Source organism: Alistipes sp. CHKCI003, from assembly GCF_900021155.1.
GTDB classification, from domain to species: Bacteria; Bacteroidota; Bacteroidia; order Bacteroidales; family Rikenellaceae; genus Alistipes; species Alistipes excrementavium.
In genome coordinates this window covers 40,998-60,613 of record NZ_FCNT01000075.1, presented here as the reverse complement: position 1 = coordinate 60,613, position 19,616 = coordinate 40,998, and the positions used below count along the sequence as shown (strand labels likewise).

General features: G+C 61.5%; 12 protein-coding genes and 1 pseudogene. 5 read left to right on the top strand and 8 right to left on the bottom strand.

Annotated features, from left to right (window positions below; all coding sequences use genetic code 11):
* Positions 1-68: 68 nt before the first annotated feature.
* Both BN3659_RS13530 and BN3659_RS09830 read right to left on the bottom strand, forming a co-directional pair.
* A pseudogene (locus tag BN3659_RS13530) lies at positions 69-1,190 on the bottom strand (UDP-N-acetylmuramoyl-tripeptide--D-alanyl-D-alanine ligase); the annotation flags it as partial.
* Between the two features lie 2 nt (positions 1,191-1,192).
* Positions 1,193-2,266, bottom strand: a complete 1,074-nt coding sequence (locus tag BN3659_RS09830; protein WP_171847749.1) for a mannose-1-phosphate guanylyltransferase — start codon at positions 2,264-2,266, stop codon at positions 1,193-1,195.
* Positions 2,267-2,439: 173 nt separating this feature from the next.
* Here BN3659_RS09830 and pssA point away from each other — a divergent pair, with 173 nt between their 5' ends.
* From pssA to BN3659_RS09815, 3 genes are read left to right on the top strand one after another with little or no spacing between them, the layout of a single operon-like run.
* Entirely contained in the window at positions 2,440-3,189 is a 750-nt protein-coding gene (pssA, locus tag BN3659_RS09825) for a CDP-diacylglycerol--serine O-phosphatidyltransferase (protein WP_091536598.1), read from the top strand.
* Between the two features lie 34 nt (positions 3,190-3,223).
* Complete coding sequence (locus tag BN3659_RS09820; RefSeq protein ID WP_317041654.1) at positions 3,224-5,344, top strand: putative porin; 2,121 nt, start codon at positions 3,224-3,226, stop codon at positions 5,342-5,344.
* 45 nt (positions 5,345-5,389) lie between these two features.
* The gene (locus tag BN3659_RS09815) at positions 5,390-6,073 is read left to right on the top strand and encodes a transglycosylase SLT domain-containing protein (protein WP_091536596.1); all 684 of its coding nucleotides are present in this window, start codon (positions 5,390-5,392) and stop codon (positions 6,071-6,073) included.
* Positions 6,074-6,745: 672 nt separating this feature from the next.
* Here BN3659_RS09815 and BN3659_RS09810 read toward each other — a convergent pair.
* The 5 genes from BN3659_RS09810 to BN3659_RS09790 are packed head-to-tail and all read right to left on the bottom strand — an operon-like array spanning position 6,746 to position 14,941.
* On the bottom strand, positions 6,746-8,377 hold the full coding sequence (locus BN3659_RS09810; protein ID WP_091536594.1) for a PCMD domain-containing protein: 1,632 nt from the start codon (positions 8,375-8,377) through the stop codon (positions 6,746-6,748).
* 16 nt (positions 8,378-8,393) lie between these two features.
* On the bottom strand, positions 8,394-10,529 hold the full coding sequence (locus BN3659_RS09805) for a DUF4493 domain-containing protein (RefSeq protein ID WP_091536593.1): 2,136 nt from the start codon (positions 10,527-10,529) through the stop codon (positions 8,394-8,396).
* A gap of 13 nt (positions 10,530-10,542) precedes the next feature.
* Positions 10,543-12,330: a DUF4493 domain-containing protein gene (locus tag BN3659_RS09800; RefSeq protein WP_091536591.1), complete on the bottom strand. Its 1,788-nt coding sequence runs from the start codon at positions 12,328-12,330 to the stop codon at positions 10,543-10,545.
* A 12-nt stretch (positions 12,331-12,342) separates the two neighbouring features.
* A complete protein-coding gene (locus tag BN3659_RS09795; RefSeq protein WP_091536589.1) occupies positions 12,343-13,155 on the bottom strand; it encodes a DUF4493 domain-containing protein in 813 nt (270 codons plus the stop codon).
* A gap of 28 nt (positions 13,156-13,183) precedes the next feature.
* Positions 13,184-14,941, bottom strand: coding sequence for a fimbrillin family protein (locus BN3659_RS09790; protein WP_091536587.1), 1,758 nt, complete (start codon positions 14,939-14,941; stop codon positions 13,184-13,186).
* 462 nt (positions 14,942-15,403) lie between these two features.
* Between BN3659_RS09790 and BN3659_RS09785 the strand changes: the two genes are divergently transcribed.
* Together BN3659_RS09785 and BN3659_RS09780 are read left to right on the top strand one after the other, a co-directional pair.
* Entirely contained in the window at positions 15,404-16,195 is a 792-nt protein-coding gene (locus tag BN3659_RS09785; protein WP_091536586.1) for a hypothetical protein, read from the top strand.
* 15 nt (positions 16,196-16,210) lie between these two features.
* The gene (locus BN3659_RS09780; RefSeq protein WP_091536584.1) at positions 16,211-17,098 is read left to right on the top strand and encodes a hypothetical protein; all 888 of its coding nucleotides are present in this window, start codon (positions 16,211-16,213) and stop codon (positions 17,096-17,098) included.
* Positions 17,099-17,361: 263 nt separating this feature from the next.
* Here the strand turns inward: BN3659_RS09780 and BN3659_RS09775 are convergent, their stop codons facing one another.
* Entirely contained in the window at positions 17,362-19,524 is a 2,163-nt protein-coding gene (locus BN3659_RS09775; protein WP_091536582.1) for a S9 family peptidase, read from the bottom strand.
* Between the last annotated feature and the right edge of the window lie 92 nt (positions 19,525-19,616).

Here is a 19,616-nt window from a genome sequence, read left to right as displayed (position 1 = left end):
GCCGACTTCGGTGCGTCGCGGCATGGCTCTCCGACCGGAGAGCATGGCGGGCCGTACTTCCGCGCAGCGGAGGGGAGGGCTCCGATCGCGTCGCAGGCTGCGGCGAACTCCCGGCCGACCGCGAGAATCCGTGCGTCCGGAATGGCGCAGGCGGCTTCGAGGATCCCGGCATGCTCTTCGCGCGACCATGCGCCGAGTTCGAGCATATCGCCGAGGATCAGTACCTTCGATGTCCGATCGCCGAGCTGCTCGGTGCGGAAGTTCCGAAGGGCGGCCCGCATGCTCGACGGATTGGCGTTGTAGCAGTCCACGACGAGGGTGTTGCGCCCGGTCTCGGTCCGTTGCGAACGGCAGTTGTCGGGCAGGTAGGAGGCGATGGCGTGGCGGATGCGCGTCTCGTCCACGTCGAAGTAGCGGCCGACGGCGACCGCCGCGGCGATGTTGGCGCGGTTGTAGGCTCCTTCGAGGCGGTTTTCCACTCCGTCGCCCAATGCGGCCGGATAGTACTCCACGGCCAGCGGATCGCGCCGGACGGCCATCGCCACGAGCGTATCGTCGTTGCTGGCGACGAATGCGCGGCCTCCGTTTTCGGCGAGATAGTCGTAGAGCTCGCCTTTGCCGCGCTGCACCCCTTCGGGACCGCCGAAACCTGCGAGGTGGGCGTGTCCGATGTTGGTGATCAGTCCGTAGTTGGGTTCGGCGACGGAGCAGAGCAGGGCGATCTCGCCGCAGGCGCTCGCGCCCATCTCCACGACGCCGAACTCCGTGTCGCGGGTCATCGAGAGAAGCGTGAGCGGCAGACCGATGTGGTTGTTGAGGTTGCCGCGGGTGGCGCAGACTTCGAACCGCTCGGCCAATACGCGACTCACCAGCTCCTTGGTCGTGGTCTTGCCGTTGCTGCCCGTGATGGCGAGGATCGGAATCCCCAGCGCGCGGCGGTGTTCGCGTGCGAGATCTTGCAGGGCGGCGAGTGCGTCGCGCACGAGGATCATGCGCTCGGGGTCCGTCGCGGCGGTCGCCGGGTCGTCCACGACGGCACGGACCGCACCGCGGGCCAGCGCCTCGGCCGCGAAACGATTGCCGTCGAACGAAGCGCCGCGCAGCGCGAAGAAGAGCGAATCGGGTGCGACGCGCCGCGAGTCGGTCGAAACCGCGGGATGCGCCGTGAAAAGGTCGTACAGACGGGACATCGCTATACGTATTTCTCGCCCGTGTGGAACTTCACTTCGTCGATGTATTTTTTGATGTTCTGTTCCTCGGAGCGGGGGCAGATCATCAGTACGTCGTCCGTATCGACGACGATATACTCCTTCAGGCCGCTGATGACGGCCACCTTCTTTTCGGGCAGCGAGATGATGCTGCTGCGCGTGTCGTAGAGGTAGCAGCCCTCGGCCGGCGCGGCGTTGGCGTAGCGGTCTTTGCGGGCGTGCTGGTAGACCGAGCCCCACGTCCCGACGTCGCTCCAGCCGAAGTCGCCGCAGCGGACGTAGACGTTGTCGGCCTTCTCCATTATGCCGTAATCGATCGAGATGGCGCGGCACTCCGAGAAGGCCATGTTCACCACGTTCTGCTCGGCGTCGGTGCCCAGCGCGCGCATCACGCCGCTGAAGAGCTGGTCGTGTTCGGGCAGGTAGCGGCGGAACGCTTCGACGATCGCCGAGACCTTCCAGACGAAGATGCCCGAATTCCAGAAGAATTCGCCGCACTGGAGGAACGTCTGCGCCAGTTCGAGATTGGGTTTCTCGGTGAAGCACTTTACCTTGCTGACGGGCTTGCTGTCCGAGACCTGAATGTAGCCGTAGCCCGTGTCGGGGCGGGTGGGCTTGATGCCGACGGTCATCAGCGCGTCGTGTTCGGCGGCGAAGGCGAGGCATTCGCCGATCACGGCGCGGAAGCCCTCTTCGTCGAGGATCAGATGGTCGGCCGGGGTTACGATCATCTCGGCTTCGGGGTCTTTCCTGAGCAGCGTGTAGGCCGCATAGGCGATGCAGGGGGCCGTGTTGCGGCCCACCGGCTCGCAGAGCACCTGTTCGGGCCGCAGTTCGGGCAGATGTTCCAGCACCAGATCCTTGTAACGCTGGTTGGTAACGACGAGGAAGTTTTCGCCGGGCACTGTTTTCGCAAAGCGTTCATAGGTGTGGCGGATGAAGGATTTGCCCGTTCCGAGGATGTCGAGGAACTGTTTGGGCATCGTCTGGCGGCTCTTGGGCCAAAAGCGTGCCCCGATGCCTCCGGCCATGATCACGCAATATTTTCGGTTATCCATAAGTTATATATACGTTCTGTTGTCATGTCGACGGTCTTTCTCGTCCGGGTCGTCTCCGAGCAGGCTCGGGATCGCGTCCGGCTCGGCGTAAACGTCGGATTTGCCATTCGGTTAGACAAAGATAAAAATAATTCGTAACTTTGTCCTCCGTTGCGACGATAAATTTTTAAGGAATGAAGATCAAACTGATTACAATACCCAATCTGCTGACCCTCTCGAATCTCATGTGCGGGTGTCTGGCCGTTGAGGCCGCTCTCGTGCGGAGCGATCTCGGTGCGGCCTTCTGGCTGATCGTCGCAGCCGCGGTGTTCGACTTTTTCGACGGGTTCGCCGCGCGGCTTCTGCGCCGGACGTCGCCCATCGGCGTCGAACTCGATTCGCTGGCCGACGACATTTCGTTCGGACTGGCTCCGGCAGCGGTGCTCTTCACGCTTTGGGCCGACGCACCCTCGGCGTTCGGCTGGAGCGGCGGTGCAGACGTGCTCGGGCGGTATGCGCTCTTCGCGGTGGCGGCTTTTTCGGCCCTGCGTCTGGCGCGATTCAATGTCGACACTTCGCAGCAGACCGAATTCATGGGGCTGCCCGTGCCGGCTTCGGCTCTGTTCTGCGCCTCGCTGGGAATGCTCGCCGCTGCCGGAAAACTCGTCGTCTGTAAAGAAGCGCTCCTGCTGACGGCCGCGGCGTTGTCGTGGCTGCTCGTGTCGCCGATCCGCATGTTCACCCTCAAGTTCCACGGTTTCGGCTGGCGCGGCAACGAACTCCGCTACCTCTTTCTGGCGGCTTGCGCCGTGGCGGTCGCCCTGCTGCGGCTGGGCGCCGTGCCGGTCGTCGTGGTGTCGTATGCAGTCGTTTCGGCCGTGCGGTGGCTCGCCATGCGGAAACGGCGGGTAGGCGGAGCGGATGCCGAACGTCGAATTTTTTGATTATCTTTGCGGCGGAATCCGTATGTTCGAATCCTTGAAAAGAATCATTCCCGCAGTGCTGGCCGGTCTGCTGGCCGTGTCGGCGCCTCTGGCGGCGCACGCGCAGCTCGACGCTGCGGCTCTGCTGCGTGCCCAGCAACGGGGCGAGAACACCAACCTCTACGGGACCAATCCTTTCGAGACGCAGGACGAAGAGGGCGAGTTGCAGGATACGACCAAAAAGGAGCGCCGCATCCGCAAACCGCTCGAATCCTATTTTTTCAACGATTCCATCCGGGCGCTTCCCAATTTCGTCTACCACGTGGACCGCGAGTACAACCGTGTGAAGATCGGGCCGATCGATACGGCGCTCACCGACTTTCGGATCGACTATCCGTTTTACGAGAAGGGCGTGGGCGACGCTCCGATCGGCGGTCTGGGGCAGGCGTCGATCCCGCTCGACTATTTCGAGCGCCCCGCTTCCTTCGATTTCGGCTTCGCCGACCCCTACCATGTCTATCTCTACCGGATGGAGAACGTGCCGTTCTACAACCTCAAGAAGCCGATGATCCGCTTCACCTATCTGGAGTCGGGGCAGAAACGTTACCGCGAGGAGAACTTTCACGTCATGGTCGCACAGAACATTTCGCCTTCGACCGGATTCAACGTCAACTACAAGTCGCGCAGCACCCGAGGCAAGTACGACTGGTCGCGCACCAAGAATCACAACCTCGCCGTCGGGTTCAACCATACGGGCAAACGCTACTCGGTCCATGCGGGCTACATCAACAACCACATCGAACGGCAGGAGAACGGCGGCGTGGTGGGCGAGTGGGCCATCGTCGATACCACCTTCGATATGGCGACCGGCGTGCCGATGCGTCTGTCGGAGGCGCAGGCGAAGAACGTCTACCGCAACAACGCATTCTTCATCGAGCAGTCGTACGGTATTCCGCTGGCTCCCGTAACCGAACGCGACTTCTCCATCGCGGGACTGCCGGCCGTCTTTATCGGCCATTCGTTCGAATACAATGCGTGGAGCCGCGTTTACACCGACTACAATGTGCCCTATGTCAACGAACGCGGACACAAGGACGACGCGGGGAATTTCGTGCCCGACACGATTTCCTACTACAAGAACTGGTTCATCAACCCGCTCGAAACCCGCGACTCGACTTACGAACGGGTGATCTCGAACCGGTTCTTCGTGCAGGCCCAGCCGTGGGACCGCAACGGCGTGGTCGGCACCATCGACGGCGGCATCGGCATCGACGTGCACACCTACTCCCAGTTTTCGCTGGGCGACTACCTCACGGGCAAGTCGACGAAGGAGAACAAAACCAGTATTTTCGCCTACGGTTCGGTCGAGGGCAAGATCCGCAGGTATGTCGATTGGGGCGCCGATTTCAAATTCTATCCTTCGGGATACCGGAGCGGTGATCTTTCGTTGGGCGCGCACATCGCGCTCACGGGGTACATCCGCCAAAGACCTTTGATACTCCAAGGCAGCTTCTTGCAGGAGCGCCGTTCGCCGACTTACTGGCAGGAGCATCTCTACTCCAACCATTTCATATGGTCGACTCCTTTGGACAAGGAGGATGAGACTCGTTTCGAGGTGAAGTTTTCGGTTCCGTCGATGGCTTTCGAAGCCGGATTTACCGAGGGGGTGATCTCCCGAAAAATCTACTACGACAACGACAGCAATGTCGCCCAGAAGAACGGAAGCGTGAGCCTCACGAGCGTGTATGCACGAAAGGATTTCCGTTTCGGCGGATTCCATCTGGACAACCGGGTATTGTTGCAGTGGAGCACGGATCAGGAGGTTGTCCCCGTTCCGCTTTTGAGCGCGTATCTCTCCTACTATTATGAGTTCTGGGTGGTGCGCGACGTGCTGCGGTTGCAGGCCGGTTTGGACGGCAGGTACAATACGAGGTACTATGCCCCCGGGTACAATCCCGCCATCTCGCAGTTCTACAACCAGCGGGAAGTCGAGGTGGGGAACTATCCCTACGTCGACCTTTTCGTTACGGCCAAGTGGAAGAGAATGCGTATTTTCTTGAAGTACCAGCATGTCAACATGGGGCTGTTCGGCAACGGCGAATATTTCGCCGTCGCCCGCTATCCGCTCAATCCGGGCATGTTCAAGATGGGTATTTCGTGGGGATTCTATGATTAGACGTGCTGTTCTGCGCGGTGTGAGCTGCCCGCAAAACAAACTTTTATGCTGAAGAAGACCGCGTTGATTTTTGCGTTCTTAACCGTTTTTACCGCTTTTCACAGCTTCAATGCCGATTTCGCGGCTCCGGCCGACGCTTTTGCCGTGGAGGCCGACGATCATTCGCTGCTGTCGGAGGGGGAATATGTCATTTCGGCCTACGACAACATCATCCGCAGCGTGTCGGAACGCGAGGGCAACGACTGGCGCCTCCTGAGTGCCATCGCCTACCACGAATCGCGTTTCACGCCCGACGCCGTATCGGGACGGGGCGCCCGCGGGCTGATGCAGATCATGCCTGTCGTGGCGCGGCAGTTCGAAGTGCCGGCCGATGCGGTGGCCGATCCGGCGACCAACGTGTGGCTGGCCAATCGATTGCTCAAGAAAATCGACACGACCCTCCGCTTCGCGCGGAACGTGCCGGAGCGGGACCGCATGAGCATCGTGCTTGCGAGTTACAACGGAGGGATCGGTCATGTGAGCGATGCCCGCCGGCTTGCCGGACTGTACGGCGAAAACCCCGATTCGTGGGAGGTCGTGGCGCGCTATCTGGAGCTGAAAGCCGATTCGGCCTACTATGAAAACGAAGCGGTGAAATACGGTAAGTTTACCGGAAGCCGTCAGACGATCGCCTATGTCAGGGATGTGATGGGGCGTTACGACAAATATTGCCGGATCGCCCGACGGTAATGCGGCGCAATTTTTTATGAAAAAGCCGTCTGCGAATGGATCGCGGACGGCTTTTTTCGTATTCGTTTCATGCGAACGCCTTTCGTTCGGACCGTGAGCCGGGGCAGCTGTGCCGGGGCGGAAGCGTACCGGGGCGGGAAATGGACGAAAGCAGTTCGCCCGGTTCGTAAGGCGGAGTGCCGTGCCGAACGCTCTGCGAGCCGTGTCGGTACGGGACGATAATTTTGATGGGCTGCATTCTTTTGCAGCCGGTCGCGGGCGTATTTGCCGTTGTTCGCCGGCGGCTGGATCGCACGGTACGCTGCGAGGGCAGGGGCCGCCGCTGCGACGGCCTGACGGGATTGGTTCCGGGATGTCGAAACTTTCGAAAGGCGGCCGGAAGAAAAAGCGAAGACGATCCTCCGTAAAATCGGGCACGGTACTGTGCACGGTGCTCGACCGCGTGCCGGGGCGAACCTTCTTCGGGAAGGGCGGGGAACGGCTTCGATCGTGTCGTTCGTGTGGCGAAGCGGCGTCCGTGTCGGGAATCTGGGGGGGCGAAAAAGGGGGACACGTCTGACAACGCATTTTTTAACGGTTTCACCCCTGCCGGAGTCTGTTCGGGCAGGGGTGATTTCCGAATTTCGGGATGCGCCGGACGGTCCGCCGCTTCGCCGGTTCGGTCCGTCGGGATCAATATTCCCAACGGAAGTCGTCGACGTAGAGCACGTTCGTCTTGCAGCCGACCATGAAATCGCCGTAGGCGCTCGTCGAACAGGAGATCACGAGGGTATAGGCGCCCGACGGCTTGGCCTGCCGGTCGTAGAAGCTGAGCGGAACGCTCGTCTCGATCATCGCTCCGCCGGCGGAGGATTCGTCGATGAACATCGAGCCGTAGCCGATGATTCGGCCCTCGTCGGTCGAGGACTGCTGTTCGGGGTCCCACGTCCCCGTCGGCGCCGCCGTGCCGGACGTTACCTTGTGTCGGCCGCTCCAGTCCACGATCGCCACGAAGATGCGGCCGCGGTCCTGATCGCCCATGCCGATCGGGGCGCCGGCGTGCTTGGCGACGTCCACCGTTCCGATCTTTTCGGCATAGTATTTCACCTTGAGGGCCGAGGGGCGCGCCGTCCACGTGTAGGGTTGTCCGAACTCAACGACGCCGGTGGTGAGGCCGTCTTTGTAGAAGATACCCGTGAAGAGGTTGCCCGCCGCAAGGATGCCTACGGCGGTCGTACCCGCGAGTCTGGCGCAGTGGGCGCCCTCCATCCCCTCGAAGGCGCTCTGTGTGCAAAGCCCTTTGGTGAAGGTGTTATTGCCGCTGGCCCAGCTGTCCGAAGTCTTGTTTTCCGTGGTGAAACACGACATGCCGCTCTCCTCCATGCCGCCCAGCGGAATCGTGTCGCCGGTCGCGGTCGAGAAGGTTCCTTCGGCGGCCGTTTGGCCGTCGACGAGGAGCCGATAGTCGTAAGTCGTACCCGCGAATACGCCCGAGGCCGGGTCGATCGTGTAAACGGTGAGCCCCGAAGCGTTTTTGCTTTCGCTCCAGTCGGGGGCGATGCTCGCCGTGTAGCCGCCGCCCTCTCGGGGAGCGACCTCCGTCGGGCGCCACTCGTCGCTGTCCTGCCGTTTGTATTCGAGCGCCACCGTCTCCGCCTCCGGCTGCGGGGCGATGCTCAGCGTCGCCGTGCAGTTCCACAGGTCGGCTGCGGCCAGCGCCGCAGCCTCGTTCGTGCGGACTACGTAGAGCCGCCAGCGTTCGGTGAAGTCGTGGTAGGCGATGTCTACATAGCGCACGGAACTGAAGTCCGTCAGCGCTTCCGGCTCGGGGTCCATCGCGGTGATGTCGCGCGGCCCGAGCTTGAGCTCCGTAACCGTGATGTTCGAAAGATCCGTATCGAGACTGACCTGCGCCGTGGCCGTACGCTGCGAAACGTCGAAAACCGACGAACCGATCTGGCCTTCGACCGTGAAGATCCGTTCGATCTCCTGCTCGGCGCGAATCTCCCATTCGTAATCCTGATAGAGCGAGAGCGTTACCCGCAGCGGGCTCCTCAGGTCGAACGTGCCGGTGAGGGGCACGGACGATTTACCGCCTTCGGTGATCTTCACGTCGGTGATCTTCACGCGGCTGATGTCCGTCGTCTCGTCGAGTCTGAGGGTTACGACGCGCTCTTTCGGGTCGATGTCGCTGCTCGTAACGGTGAACCCTTCGCCTTCCACGCCGAGGATGTCGATCGCCACGACGGGGTAGGGCAGGTTGTTGTCGATGCACGATGCACCGAGCGCGAACAGGAGAGTCCAGAAACGGTTACGGAGTTTCATAAAGTTAGGTTCTGTGTCAGTATACCCACTCGAAGTCGTCGACGTACATCACGTTCGAACTGCAGCCCGCCATGAAGTCGCCGTAGGCGCTCGTCGAGCAGGAGATCACGAGCGAATAGGCGCCCGACGGCTTGGCCTGCTTGTCGTAGAAATAGAGCGGAAGGGTCGCCTCGATCATGGTGCCGCCGGCGGAGGGCCCTTCGATGAACATCGAGCCGTAGCCGATGATTCGGCCTTCTGGGACGGCGTCGGGTCCGTTCATCGGGTCCCATGTGCCGGTGGGCTTCGATGTGCCGGACGAGACTTTGTGGCGGGCGTTCCAGTCCACGATCGCCACGAAAATGCGCGCTTTGTCCTGATCGCCCTCCTTGAGCGGGGCGCCGTATTTTTTGTCTATGTCTATCGTCCCGATCTTTTCGGCATAGTACTTCACGCGCATCGCCGTCGGGCGGGCTTTCCACGTGTAAGGCTGGCCGAATTCGACTACTCCTTTCGTGAGACCGTCCTTGTAGAAGAGTCCCGTGAAGAGATTGCCTGCCGCGAGAATACTAAAGGGAGCGGCGGCCGCAAGTCTGGCGCAATGCGCGCCCTCCATGCCGTTGAAGGTCCCCGGAGTACAGAGTTGGTCGGCAACCGAGTTGTTGCCGCTTGCCCATACGGGGGCCGAGGCATTGTCTGTCGTAAAGCACGAAAGCCCGGTGTCCTCCATGTCGCCGTAGGGGATCGTCTGCGAAACCGCGGTCGAGAGGCGCTTGGCCGGACTTTCGGTGCTGCCGGTCGAGACCTTGTACTCGTAATCGCGGTTGGCGAATATGCCCGTCGAGGTGTCGATGAGATAGGTTGCGTGTGCGGTGTCGGTGCCTTCGGTCCATCCGGGAGCCGCCGTCGCCGTGTAGGTGTAGTCCGCGCCTTTCACGCCCGGGATGCGGATCCATTCGCCCGAGGGCGTGCGGTAGCTGAACACGACGTCCGTAACGGCGGGATCGGTTACGATCGCCCGGAAGGTCGCCGTATTGGTCCACAGGTCGTAATCCGAAGCCGTCAGCTCCATGAGGCCCGGCATGGCGAACTTCGCGCTGCCCGTGCCCGTGCCGCCGTCGTTGTCGGTCATATCGAACCGCAGCTCGTGCAGCCCGGTGCCGTATTCGGCGAAGAAGGCGGCACCCAACACGACCGTCAGGTTGTTGTCGTCGGTCTTGACGTAGGAGATGCCGTCCTGAAGGGCTGCGGAAGCCGTCGATGCGTCGTAGACGGGATAGGTCGTGTCGTTCGCGGTGAGCGTTACCGTGGCGAGTTTTTTCACCGAGGAGACCTCGAACCGGATGTCGCTGCCGTTGTAGCCGATCGTTTCGTCCATCGAGAAGCCGTCGCCCTTGATCGAGGGCTGGGGGTTGAAGATGAAGTTGTCGTTGTGCTCTTCGGGAGCCGTTTCGATCTGAACGGTGATGTCCGCGGAGCCCGCGGGCGTCTTCGAATATTGGAATTTGAGCTTGTAGATCGTGGCGCTCTGCGCGTTTTCGATTACGCCGAGCTGTTTGACCTCGCCCAGATTCGTCCCCTCTCCGTAGAATCCCCAACTGAGGTTGGAAACCCCTTCGGGCAGAATGAAGTAACCCGTCGCGGCGGACGGATCGGCGAGGTCGAACCGCAGGGTCGGCACCTCGTTGATCGCAGCCAGTTCGAACCGGTCGCTGGCGCTTACGTAGACGCATGCGGACAGATCGAACTTATCCGCCACGGACTGATCGAACGAAACCCGAACACCCGTATTCACCGTCGGGCAAACGACCCGTTCCGTGATGACCTGCTGTGCGAGAACGGTGAAGTCCTTTTCGCCGCGGTAGCTCTTTTCGGTCCGTGTCGCAGGGTTCCAGTTGCCCGCTTCGACCGTGATTTTGTAGCCTCCGGCCACCAGATAGAGGTTCTCGGGCATGTCGTCGAGCGACGTGTAGCGGCGGATCAGACCGCCGTCCGCCTTGTAGATGCGGATCAGCAGATCGTCCAGCGGATCGTACTCCCCACGGGTTGCGGCGGATGTCGTTTCGATCCGGAAGTTCACGACGCCTTCGCCGCCGACCGGTGCGTCGTCCTCGGCGCACGACGCGCCGAGCAGCATCAGGCATGAAAGAACGTATGGCAGTATTTTTTTCATGGCGGTATACGGTTTAGTGGACGACGTTGAACATAAGCGTCTTGACGGTCGTACCCGCAGCGTCGGATACGGTCAGGCGGAAGTCGCAGTTTCCGGTCCCGTCGAGCACGGTCATCGCCGGAACGAACTCCGAGATGTCGAAGCGCATGCTGGTGGCGCCTTCGATGCTGCTGCCGTCTTTGGGCAGGAAGCCCAACTCCTGCAGGCGGGATTTCATCGCATCGGTCGCAGGATGGAGCAGGTCCATGTCGGGGGCGAGCGAGAGGCTCGCCAGTTCGTTCGCCGGCAGCACGTCGCCGCCCAGTATTTCGATTCGGAATCCGGTGATTCCGGTGGCCGACGTTACGTCGAGGGCCACTTTCAGAGGCGGATTGTCCGTCGGGGCGATCGTATGGCGCGTATCCAGATCGAAGCCGTCGAGCCCCGTGATCGCAGGCCCGGTCTCGCTGCCGCCGCCCTTGGCCACCGAGAGCGTCAGCGGCGTGTAGGTGCGTCGGTTCCGGCTGTCCGTTACGACGATTTTGGCCGTATGCGTGCCTTCGTAGCCGTAGAGACCGTACATGCCGGCGTCGTTGACCTTGACGAGCAGCCGGTCGGCGTTGTCCGTGCGAACGACCGCATAGTCGGCCGCTCCGTTGTCGGGGTAGAGGGGTACCTTGCGTTCGGTGTAACCCGCGCCGTCGAGGGCTGCGAGCAGCGCCGCGTTGTCCGAGTCGAAGACGCAGTAGGCTTCGGCGATCGTCGCATCCCCCTGCGGGGCGGCGATGAGGCTTATGAGGTCGTTGCAGCGCACGGGATCGAAGTCGAAATCGAAGATGGCCGCCGAGATGCGGAACGGATCTGCGATCAGATGATCGCCGTCGAGCGACACCTGCGGGCCGTCGGGGTCGCTGGTCTCGTCGTCGATGTCCGGAATCTCCTCTTCGCCGTAGGAGTAGGACGACGACATCACGTCCACGTCGATCTTCTCGTCGTAGACCCATGTCTCGACCGTGATGACGAGCTGCACGTTGCCCTCGTCGGCATGTTCGACGGATATGGCGATTTTACGCCATTGGCCGGCTTTGACGTTCGGTATCTTTTGCGTCATGGTGATCGGCTGGTATTCGGGCGTTTCGCCTTCGCCTTTCACGTTGTACCGCCCCGTGAGGACGACCGTCAGGGTGTTCGACGCGGCGGCCGCGCCGAAGTAGGCCGCGCGCGTTTCGTCGCGGGCGAAGACGCACGAAGCCTCGCCGAGCGAGACGGTGGTTTTCAGGTCGTCGGTGCCGTCGTCGAGGAACAGCTCCTTGAGGTCGGCCGAAAGCTCGACGGTCGTCTTGATGTTCGAGAGCGTACACACGAGGTCGCTCACCGTCGTCGTGGTCTTCTTGACGATGGTGAACTCGGTCGACCCGGCGTATTCGGGCGTCTCCCATGCTACGGGCTGGATGGCATCGGGCGAGGCGGCTCTGAGGGTGTAACGGTCGGGTTGCAGCTCCATCGGAGCGTCCATGGCCTTGATGTCTCCGTAGGTGCCCTCCCAGACGGTCGCCTGCGTGGTGTTGCTCGTGATCGAGAGCTCGAAGTCCGCATCGGCGTCCACGGTCGTGCGGGTGGCCGGCGCCTTCGATGCGTCCGGCCCGCTGACGAGCGTTTCGACATCGGCCGAGACGCCGAGGTTCATTCCCGAAAGAACGAGGTAGCCGGTCTCTTCGCCGCCGGTGGGCGTTTCGGGGAAAACGATCTTGTCCTTGCCGCAGCCTGCGGCGAAGAGGAGCGCCGCGAAAGCCAGCAATGCGGTTTTGTACGAATTTTTCATATCCGGTCTCTGTTATTTTCTTAGGTCGGTTTGCGCTTCGGGATTCAGTTCGATCACCTGCTCTTCGAGTTCGGTGAACGTGTCGTCGAGGTCGATGACCAGCTTCCCGCCGCCGGCCTCCGACGCATCCACACGGATCGTATGCAGCGTGCGGGCCTTTGTCGTGCCGATCTCCGCCTCGGGGAACTCCACTTCCGCACCGTTCTGCGCCTTGACGGCCGTGCCTTTGAGGAAGAGTTTCGTCGCTGGTTTCACGAAGACGAGCGATGTATTGGCCTGCGTGAAGGTGAAACTGTGGTCCGATTCGGTCCGGACCGTGATTTTCGCCTGAGTGTAATAGCGCGAGAACCACTCGCCGAACGCGAGCCTGAAGGCGGCGTTCTGGAGCGAAGCGGTGATGGCGGCCTCTACGGTCCGGCGGGCGAGAATCGTGAAATCCTGCGTACCGGCGAAGCAGGCCGCATCGGTCCCTTCGTTCTGCATGTCGCCGAAAGAGACCGACGCCGTGTAATCGCCGTGTACCATCTTGGGAGCATCGAACGCGCCGACCGTGGGCCATGTCCGGTCGTAGGAGTGCATGGTGCCCGCATCGTCGTAGTAGGAGCCTGTGATCCGCAGCGAGAAATCGTCTGCGTCGGGCACCGAAGCCGCAGGCAGCTCGACGGTCTCGGCACGGGTTTCCGACGCCACTTCAGCCGAGGCGGCCACCGTGAGACGGACGGTGCCTGTGTCGGCCGTCCCCCCCCCGAGGGGTTCCTTATCGGACGAACAGCCGGCGGCGCATGAGGCCGCGGCGATCGTCAGTGCGTAAATGTATGTTCTCATAATGCGCGGTAATGTGGGGTTGGTTTATTTATTTGACGATATTGACACGGATGTTGTCGATGTATGTATTGGAATATTTGCCCGTTGGACCGCCGGACAGATCGGCGCTTGTCTTCCATCTGAGGCATGTCGTGTGAGTGGCGGCTATCTGGAATTGGTAGACCGGAGCATCGAGCGTTACCTTATCATAACCGGCATATATCGGATTTTTGAGAATCGTTACTTCGCTTCCGTAGATTTCGACGCCATCGCCGGTACCCGGGTAACGTTTGGTCTCGGTGTTGTAACCGCCCAATATGCATGGAATATCGTCGCTTTCCGAGGCAGCGTTGAACGTTACTAAGATTTGCACGCTTTTTTCCGGCTTGATCTGCGAAAGAGGGGCGCTGTTTATACAGGAGTAATAGTCCTTGCTCCAAGCGACATAGTGTCGAAGGGCCAGAGCATATTTGTTCACACGGGCTCGTGAGATTGACCACCCGGGAACTCCGTAATCCTTCAAATCGTCGGCGTCGTAATCGAGGAGCCCTTTGTTGTCGTTACTGCCGTATTCTCCGGTTACGCCGCTGAAATCCTCCTCGAACAGGTAGGGTACGTTCATCGGCACGTTCGCCTCGCCGCCGTCGGCAATATCGGCGGGAAGGGCGACCGTGTGTCCCCGGAGCAGGGCGTTTTCCGATTCGTAGTCGATCCCGAGCGAACGGCCGCCGAGCGTCGAAGCGGGGACGGCGTCGGCATAGACGGCTGCGCGGAAACGGCCTTCGGCATCGGCCGCGACGGCGAGGGCTTCCGCGTTTTCGGCGGCGAACGGAACGGCGAACAGCTCCTCGTCGGCCTCGATCCGAATCTGCGTGAGCTCCTCGCCGAGGTTGTTCGTGGCGACGGTGAAGTCGAGCCATGTGAGCGGACGCGCTTCGGGGACGGTCAGCGCGATCGGAGTCGTGTGGCCTGCTTCGAAGCGTTTCGAAACGGACGTGCGGACTGCCGCGGCCTGATAGCCGGAGCTGTCGTAGGCGCGGAAGGCGACCTCGCCCTCGATGTCGGTCGGTGCGATGAAGATCCAAGCGTAGGCGCCGGCCGCATCGGTGAGCCCTTCGTCCGGGAAGTCGATCGCCACGGTATTCGTGCCGTCGGTCAGTACGGGCGTGCTGTCGGGTCGTGCGGCGTCGAACGTGAGCGTTCCCGCCACGGCCGTGGGGAAAACGATCTCCAGCCGTTTGACCGGCGTGCCGAGGCGGTTGCGCCCGGAGGGGATTTCGATCCGCACGGCATGGCAGAGGTGGCGGAACGCCAAAGTGAGCTCCTCCTGCGGAGCCTGCTCCAGAGCGGGGCCCGCGGTCGGAGCGGCGACCATGATGTCGGCCGCGCCGTCGTAGGTGCCGCTTTGCACGGCGGGGAGCGTGAAGCTGACTTCGGTGCCGCTGTGTTGTGCGGGAAGAGGGTAGACCGCATAGTAGGTGTAGGTGCCTTCGGGCATCGGCCCGATCGTCGCCGAGAAGTTCGCCGCTCCGTATTCGCTTTTGAACGTATGCAGGGCGAAGGTTTGGGCGTCGAGCGCGAAACCCGCGTCGTCGCGGGCCCAGACCGCAATCCGGTCGCCGGCCGCCCAGCGGGTCGTGTGTCCGTCGGGATCGAGCGACGTGCGGGTGTCGGCGAGCCGGCTGGCGCCGATCACCACCTCGGAGCGTCCGCCGGCGGACGCTCCGCAGGAAGCCGCTTCGTCCGTCGCCGTGCAGGATGCGGCGAGGAGAAATAGAAATGCGGCAGACAGAAACCGTAGATTCATGCGATCGTTCGTTCGTGTGGTTTGCGAATGTTGCAAATAATCATACACCACCCGGCTGTTGCCGGAGCTCCGGATTCCGGCGGACGGGACCGGATCGTCGCTGTCCGCGGCTTCAGAGCGCGTTCACGATTCCGAGTTCCTCCCGAATCTCCCTTGCGCACGAGGCGCCGGGCGTGCCGGATCGGCAAGGCGGAGCGGGCGGGTGCCGGAACGGAAAGGTGTATAATCGTTCTGCAAAAATAGTTTCGCTTCTCCTTTATATAAAATAAATTCAACGAAATAGGGGATTTTCATCACAAACGCCGCATTTCCCGCTCCTCGCCCGCTTTTCGGTCCGGTGTCTCTGGACGGGGTGTTCGTGATGAAAATCCGGATGTCTGTGGAATTTGTTGGAAATCCGTTTTTAATTTATTTACCTTTGTTCCGGAATTGTGTAAAACGGGTTGCAGCAGATCCGACGATATGGATAAAAAAATAGTGAAAACGATCCTTGGGCTGTGGCTGGCGGTCGCGGCCGCGGAGGTGCGGGCGCAACAGTCGGACGGCGCATGGCAGGAGCCGCTGACCGTGAACGAGATGCGAGCGCAGCGCGGGCTCACGGAGATGGGCAGCGTCTTCGTCCCGAAGGGACAGTGGATTCTGGGCGCCAATGCCTCCTATTCGACGCACGAAAACGAATCGTACAACTTTCTGGTGATCGAGGGGATCGAATCCGACGGATATACGTTTCGCGTGAGTCCCGTGTTGGCTTACGCCGTCCGCGACAATATGGCGCTGGGCGTGCGGGCCGTCTATTCGCGCACGAACCTCACGATCGACGAGGCCGATCTGGTCTTCGGCGACGACAGTTCCGGTACGGAGATCCGGGTCGATGACTACAAATCGGTCAAACACTCCTATACGGTCGCCTTTTCGTGGCGGCAGTACATCCCGCTGGGCAAAAGCAAACGCTTTGCCCTTTTCAACGAAATGCAGCTCGGCGCCGGAGGCACGCAGTCGAAGTTCGCCGGCGGACAGCCGGTCAAAGGTACGTACGAGACGGGCTATACGCTCTCGCTCGGCGTGTCGCCCGGGCTGGTGGCCTTCGCCACGAACAACGTCGCCATCGAGGTGAACGTCGGCGTGATGGGCATCTCCTATTCCAGCGTGAAGCAGGTGCACAATCAGGTTGCGGTGGGGCACCGCCGGATGAGCAACATGAATTTCAAGGTCAACATCTTCTCGATCGGTGTGGGCGTGGCGTTCTACCTCTAAACTAAGGATTCGACGATGAAAAAGACGATACTTTCGACATTAGGGCTTCTCGGGATGCTGTGCGCTGCGGCGCAGGAAGCGCCGGGCGGAGATGCGGCATTCCCGCCGTCGGAAGCCGAAGCCGCCGCAACCGTTGGATCCGCCGTGCAGATCGCGGAACCGTCGTCCGGCGGCAAGCCTCCCCGGCACTTCCTGCCGATGCGCAGGCGGATCGACCGCGAGGTCAACCGCGGGCGCTTCGCCTACAAAGGCGAACTTATCATCGGTCTCACGGCTTCCTACGGTACGATGTCGAGCGACGACACCGACTTCATGGTGATCCTCGAAAACATCAACCTCGACGGGACGATCGCCACCGTGAAACCGTTTATCGGCTATTTCTACCGCGACAACCGCTGCGTGGGCGTGCGGTTCGGATACGAGCACATGGACGGACGCCTCGGCAACGTGGACCTCGATCTGGGCGAACAGAACGACATATCGCTCAACATCGCCGATATGTCGCTCGACAACGACAACTATTCGTTCGCCCTGTTCCATCGCTCCTACGTGGGGCTCGATCAAAAAGGCCGCTTCGGGCTCTTCGCCGAGGTGGAGGCGTCGGCCGTGATCGGTTCGGGCAGCTTCCTCAACAATTCGGGCGATACGCCCAAGGCGACTTACAGCGATAATCTGAAACTCAAACTGGCCTTCAATCCGGGGGTCGCGGTCTACATTTTCCCCAATGTCTGCGCGACGGTTTCGCTGGGACTGGGCGGCATACAGTACAATTCGGTTACGCAGCGCGACGCCGAGGGGAACAAGACGGGTTCGCGCTCGGCATCGAAGATGCGTTTTCGGCTCAATATCGCCGACATCAACTTCGGCATGGTGGTCCACTTCTGGGACAAGAGCAAGCGCTGAGGCGCTGCCTCGGACGGACACCCCGGCAAGCCGGAATAGTCCGTCCGAGGCAGGGGGGCTGCCCGGCCGGTCCGGACTGTCAGGTCCCGGGGCGGTCGTCCGATTCCGATGCGGGCCGGTGCGTCGTTCCGGAAGAGCCGAATACCCGAGCGCGGACCCGGAAAGTTCGTTGGATAGAGATGATTTCACCCCTGCCGGAACAGCTCCGGCAGGGGTGATTCTCATGCGTGAGACGGCACGGGGCCGTCCCGTCGGTCGGGGCTCTACCGCTGCTTCACGTATTTGTCGAGCCACGCGAAGAACTCGCGGTTCCAGACCAGCGAATTTTGCGGTTGGAAGACTTGGTGCGCTTCGTTTTCGAACTCGACCAGACGGGCCGGAATGCCCCGCACGCGGGCGGCGGTGAAGGCTTCGAGCGACTGCGTGTAGGGGATGCGGAAGTCCCGTTCGCCCGTGAAGATCAGGATCGGGGTGTCCCAACGCGCGACGAACTTGTGCGGCGAGTGGGCGTAGGAGCGCTGCGCCACGGCATTGCGCTCGTCCCAGTAGGGGCCGCCGTAATCGTGGTTGATGAAGAAAAGCTCCTCGGTCTCGCCGTACATCGACTCGAAATCGAAGATGCCGCAGTGGGCGATGAACGCCTTGAAGCGTCCTTCGTGGTGCCCGGCGAGGTAATAGACCGAATACCCGCCGTAGGAGGCGCCGACACAGCCCATGCGCGTCCGGTCGGCCCACGGTTCGCGGGCCACGTCGTCGATGGCCGAGAGGTAGTCGCGGATGTTCTGTCCGGAGTAGTCGCCCGAGATCTGTTCGAGCCACTCCTGTCCGAACGAGGGCAGTCCGCGGCGGTTGGGCGCCACGACCACATAGCCCTGCGCGGCCATCAGCTGATAGTTCCAGCGGTAGCTCCAGCCGTTCGAAACGACGCTCTGGGGGCCGCCCTGACAGTAGAGCAGGAGGGGGTATTTCTTTGCGGGATCGAAATCGGGCGGCAGAATCACCCACGTGAGCATCTGCTTGCCGTCGGTGGTCTTCACCCAGCGTTTCTGCACTTCGCCCATGCGGATGTGGTCGTATACGGGTTTGTTGATTTCCGAGATTTGCGTGAGCGCACCGTCGGCGGGATTTACTTCGTAGAACTCCGTGGCCGACGAGATCGTCGCAAGCTCCGCGACGATGCGGTCGCCGGCTTTCGAGAAGGCCGTGATGTCGTGGTCGCCTTTCGTTACGACCTCCACCGGATCGGGGGTCCCGCAGGCGGCTCCCGCCTCCGGCAGACGGAGCCGGCAGATTTGGTGCGTGGCTTCGATCGGTGCGATGAACCACAGCGTTTCGTTGCCGTCCCAGACGACGTTCATGGCGTTGTAGTCGAAGTGGGGCGTGCAGTCCTGCAGGTCGCCCGTGCGGCAGTCGTAGACGAAGAGACGCTCCTTGTCGGCTTCGTAACCGGCCTGTCGCATCGAGCGGAAGGCGATCTTCGTATCGTCGGGCGACCAGACGGGGTATTTGTCGTAGCCCGGCATGGCGGCCGGTTCGATGACCGGCGCGCCCTCACGGCCGAAGTTGCGGGGTTTGCAGATGTTCTGCGTCAGCCCGCTTTCGAGCGTATAGACGAAGATGTCCGAGTCGGTGGACTCCGCATAGGTCTTGCCGGCGAGGGGCTTGCAGGTGTAGGCCAGCATCGTGCCGGCATGGTTCCACGCGATCTCCCCCATGTCGAAATAGGGGGCCAGAGGTACGTCGTAGGCGGCTTCCGCGCCGATTATGTCCACGCCTTTCTTCACTTCGCGGCCGTCGAAGTCGGCCACGAACAGGTGGCGGTAATCGCCTTCGTCCCAATAGTCCCAGTGGCGGACCATCAGGTCGTCGTAGATGCGGGCCTTCGACTTGTCCATATCCTTGTAGAGATCGGACGAGCGGCGGTCGGCGACGTGGACCGTCTGCACGTACCACGCCTTGTCGCCGCGGGGGCTGATGCCGTAGCCTTCGACATCCTTGTCGAAGTGGGTGAGCTGACGGGCGTCGCCGCCGGCAGCGTCCATCCGCCACAACTGCTGCGAGCCGCTGCGGTCCGAGAGGAAGTAGATCGTCCGGCCGTCGGCGCTCCACTTCGGATCGGCGTTGTTGGACGCGGCATCCGTGAGTGCGCGCACGGATTTCGTCGCCATTTCCTGCACGAAAATCTGCGTAACGCCGCGGTTTTCGGCGACGTCGTAGTTCGTTACCGTATAGAGGAGCCGGGACCCGTCGGGCGAAAGCGACGACGAGCCCGCACGTCCCATTTTCCACATCACCTCGGGGGTGAGGATTCCCGCCTCGATCTCGGCGGCGGTGAGTGCATGGTCGGTTTCGAGAGGCTGCGGACGCCCGGTGCATCCCGTGAGCCCCAGAGCTGCAAAAGCCATCAGTCGTAGGATTTTTTTCATCGTTCGTATCGGTTTACTTCACTTGTTCCGCGTATCGGGCTCCGCCTCGGATACTCCCGCTCGGCAAATGAAAATAAATTTGCATTTACGCT

Excerpts from the sequence above, each read along its gene's own strand:
- BN3659_RS09795 (WP_091536589.1), bottom strand. The coding sequence starts at position 13,155 with ATGAGAACATACATTTACGCACTGACGATCGCCGCGGCCTCATGCGCC.
- BN3659_RS09805 (WP_091536593.1), bottom strand. The coding sequence starts at position 10,529 with ATGAAAAAAATACTGCCATACGTTCTTTCATGCCTGATGCTGCTCGGC.
- BN3659_RS09790 (WP_091536587.1), bottom strand. The coding sequence starts at position 14,941 with ATGAATCTACGGTTTCTGTCTGCCGCATTTCTATTTCTCCTCGCCGCA.
- BN3659_RS09785 (WP_091536586.1), top strand. The coding sequence starts at position 15,404 with ATGGATAAAAAAATAGTGAAAACGATCCTTGGGCTGTGGCTGGCGGTC.
- BN3659_RS09800 (WP_091536591.1), bottom strand. The coding sequence starts at position 12,330 with ATGAAAAATTCGTACAAAACCGCATTGCTGGCTTTCGCGGCGCTCCTC.
- BN3659_RS09815 (WP_091536596.1), top strand. The coding sequence starts at position 5,390 with ATGCTGAAGAAGACCGCGTTGATTTTTGCGTTCTTAACCGTTTTTACC.
- pssA (WP_091536598.1), top strand. The coding sequence starts at position 2,440 with ATGAAGATCAAACTGATTACAATACCCAATCTGCTGACCCTCTCGAAT.
- BN3659_RS09780 (WP_091536584.1), top strand. The coding sequence starts at position 16,211 with ATGAAAAAGACGATACTTTCGACATTAGGGCTTCTCGGGATGCTGTGC.
- BN3659_RS09810 (WP_091536594.1), bottom strand. The coding sequence starts at position 8,377 with ATGAAACTCCGTAACCGTTTCTGGACTCTCCTGTTCGCGCTCGGTGCA.
- BN3659_RS09775 (WP_091536582.1), bottom strand. The coding sequence starts at position 19,524 with ATGAAAAAAATCCTACGACTGATGGCTTTTGCAGCTCTGGGGCTCACG.
- BN3659_RS09830 (WP_171847749.1), bottom strand. The coding sequence starts at position 2,266 with ATGGATAACCGAAAATATTGCGTGATCATGGCCGGAGGCATCGGGGCA.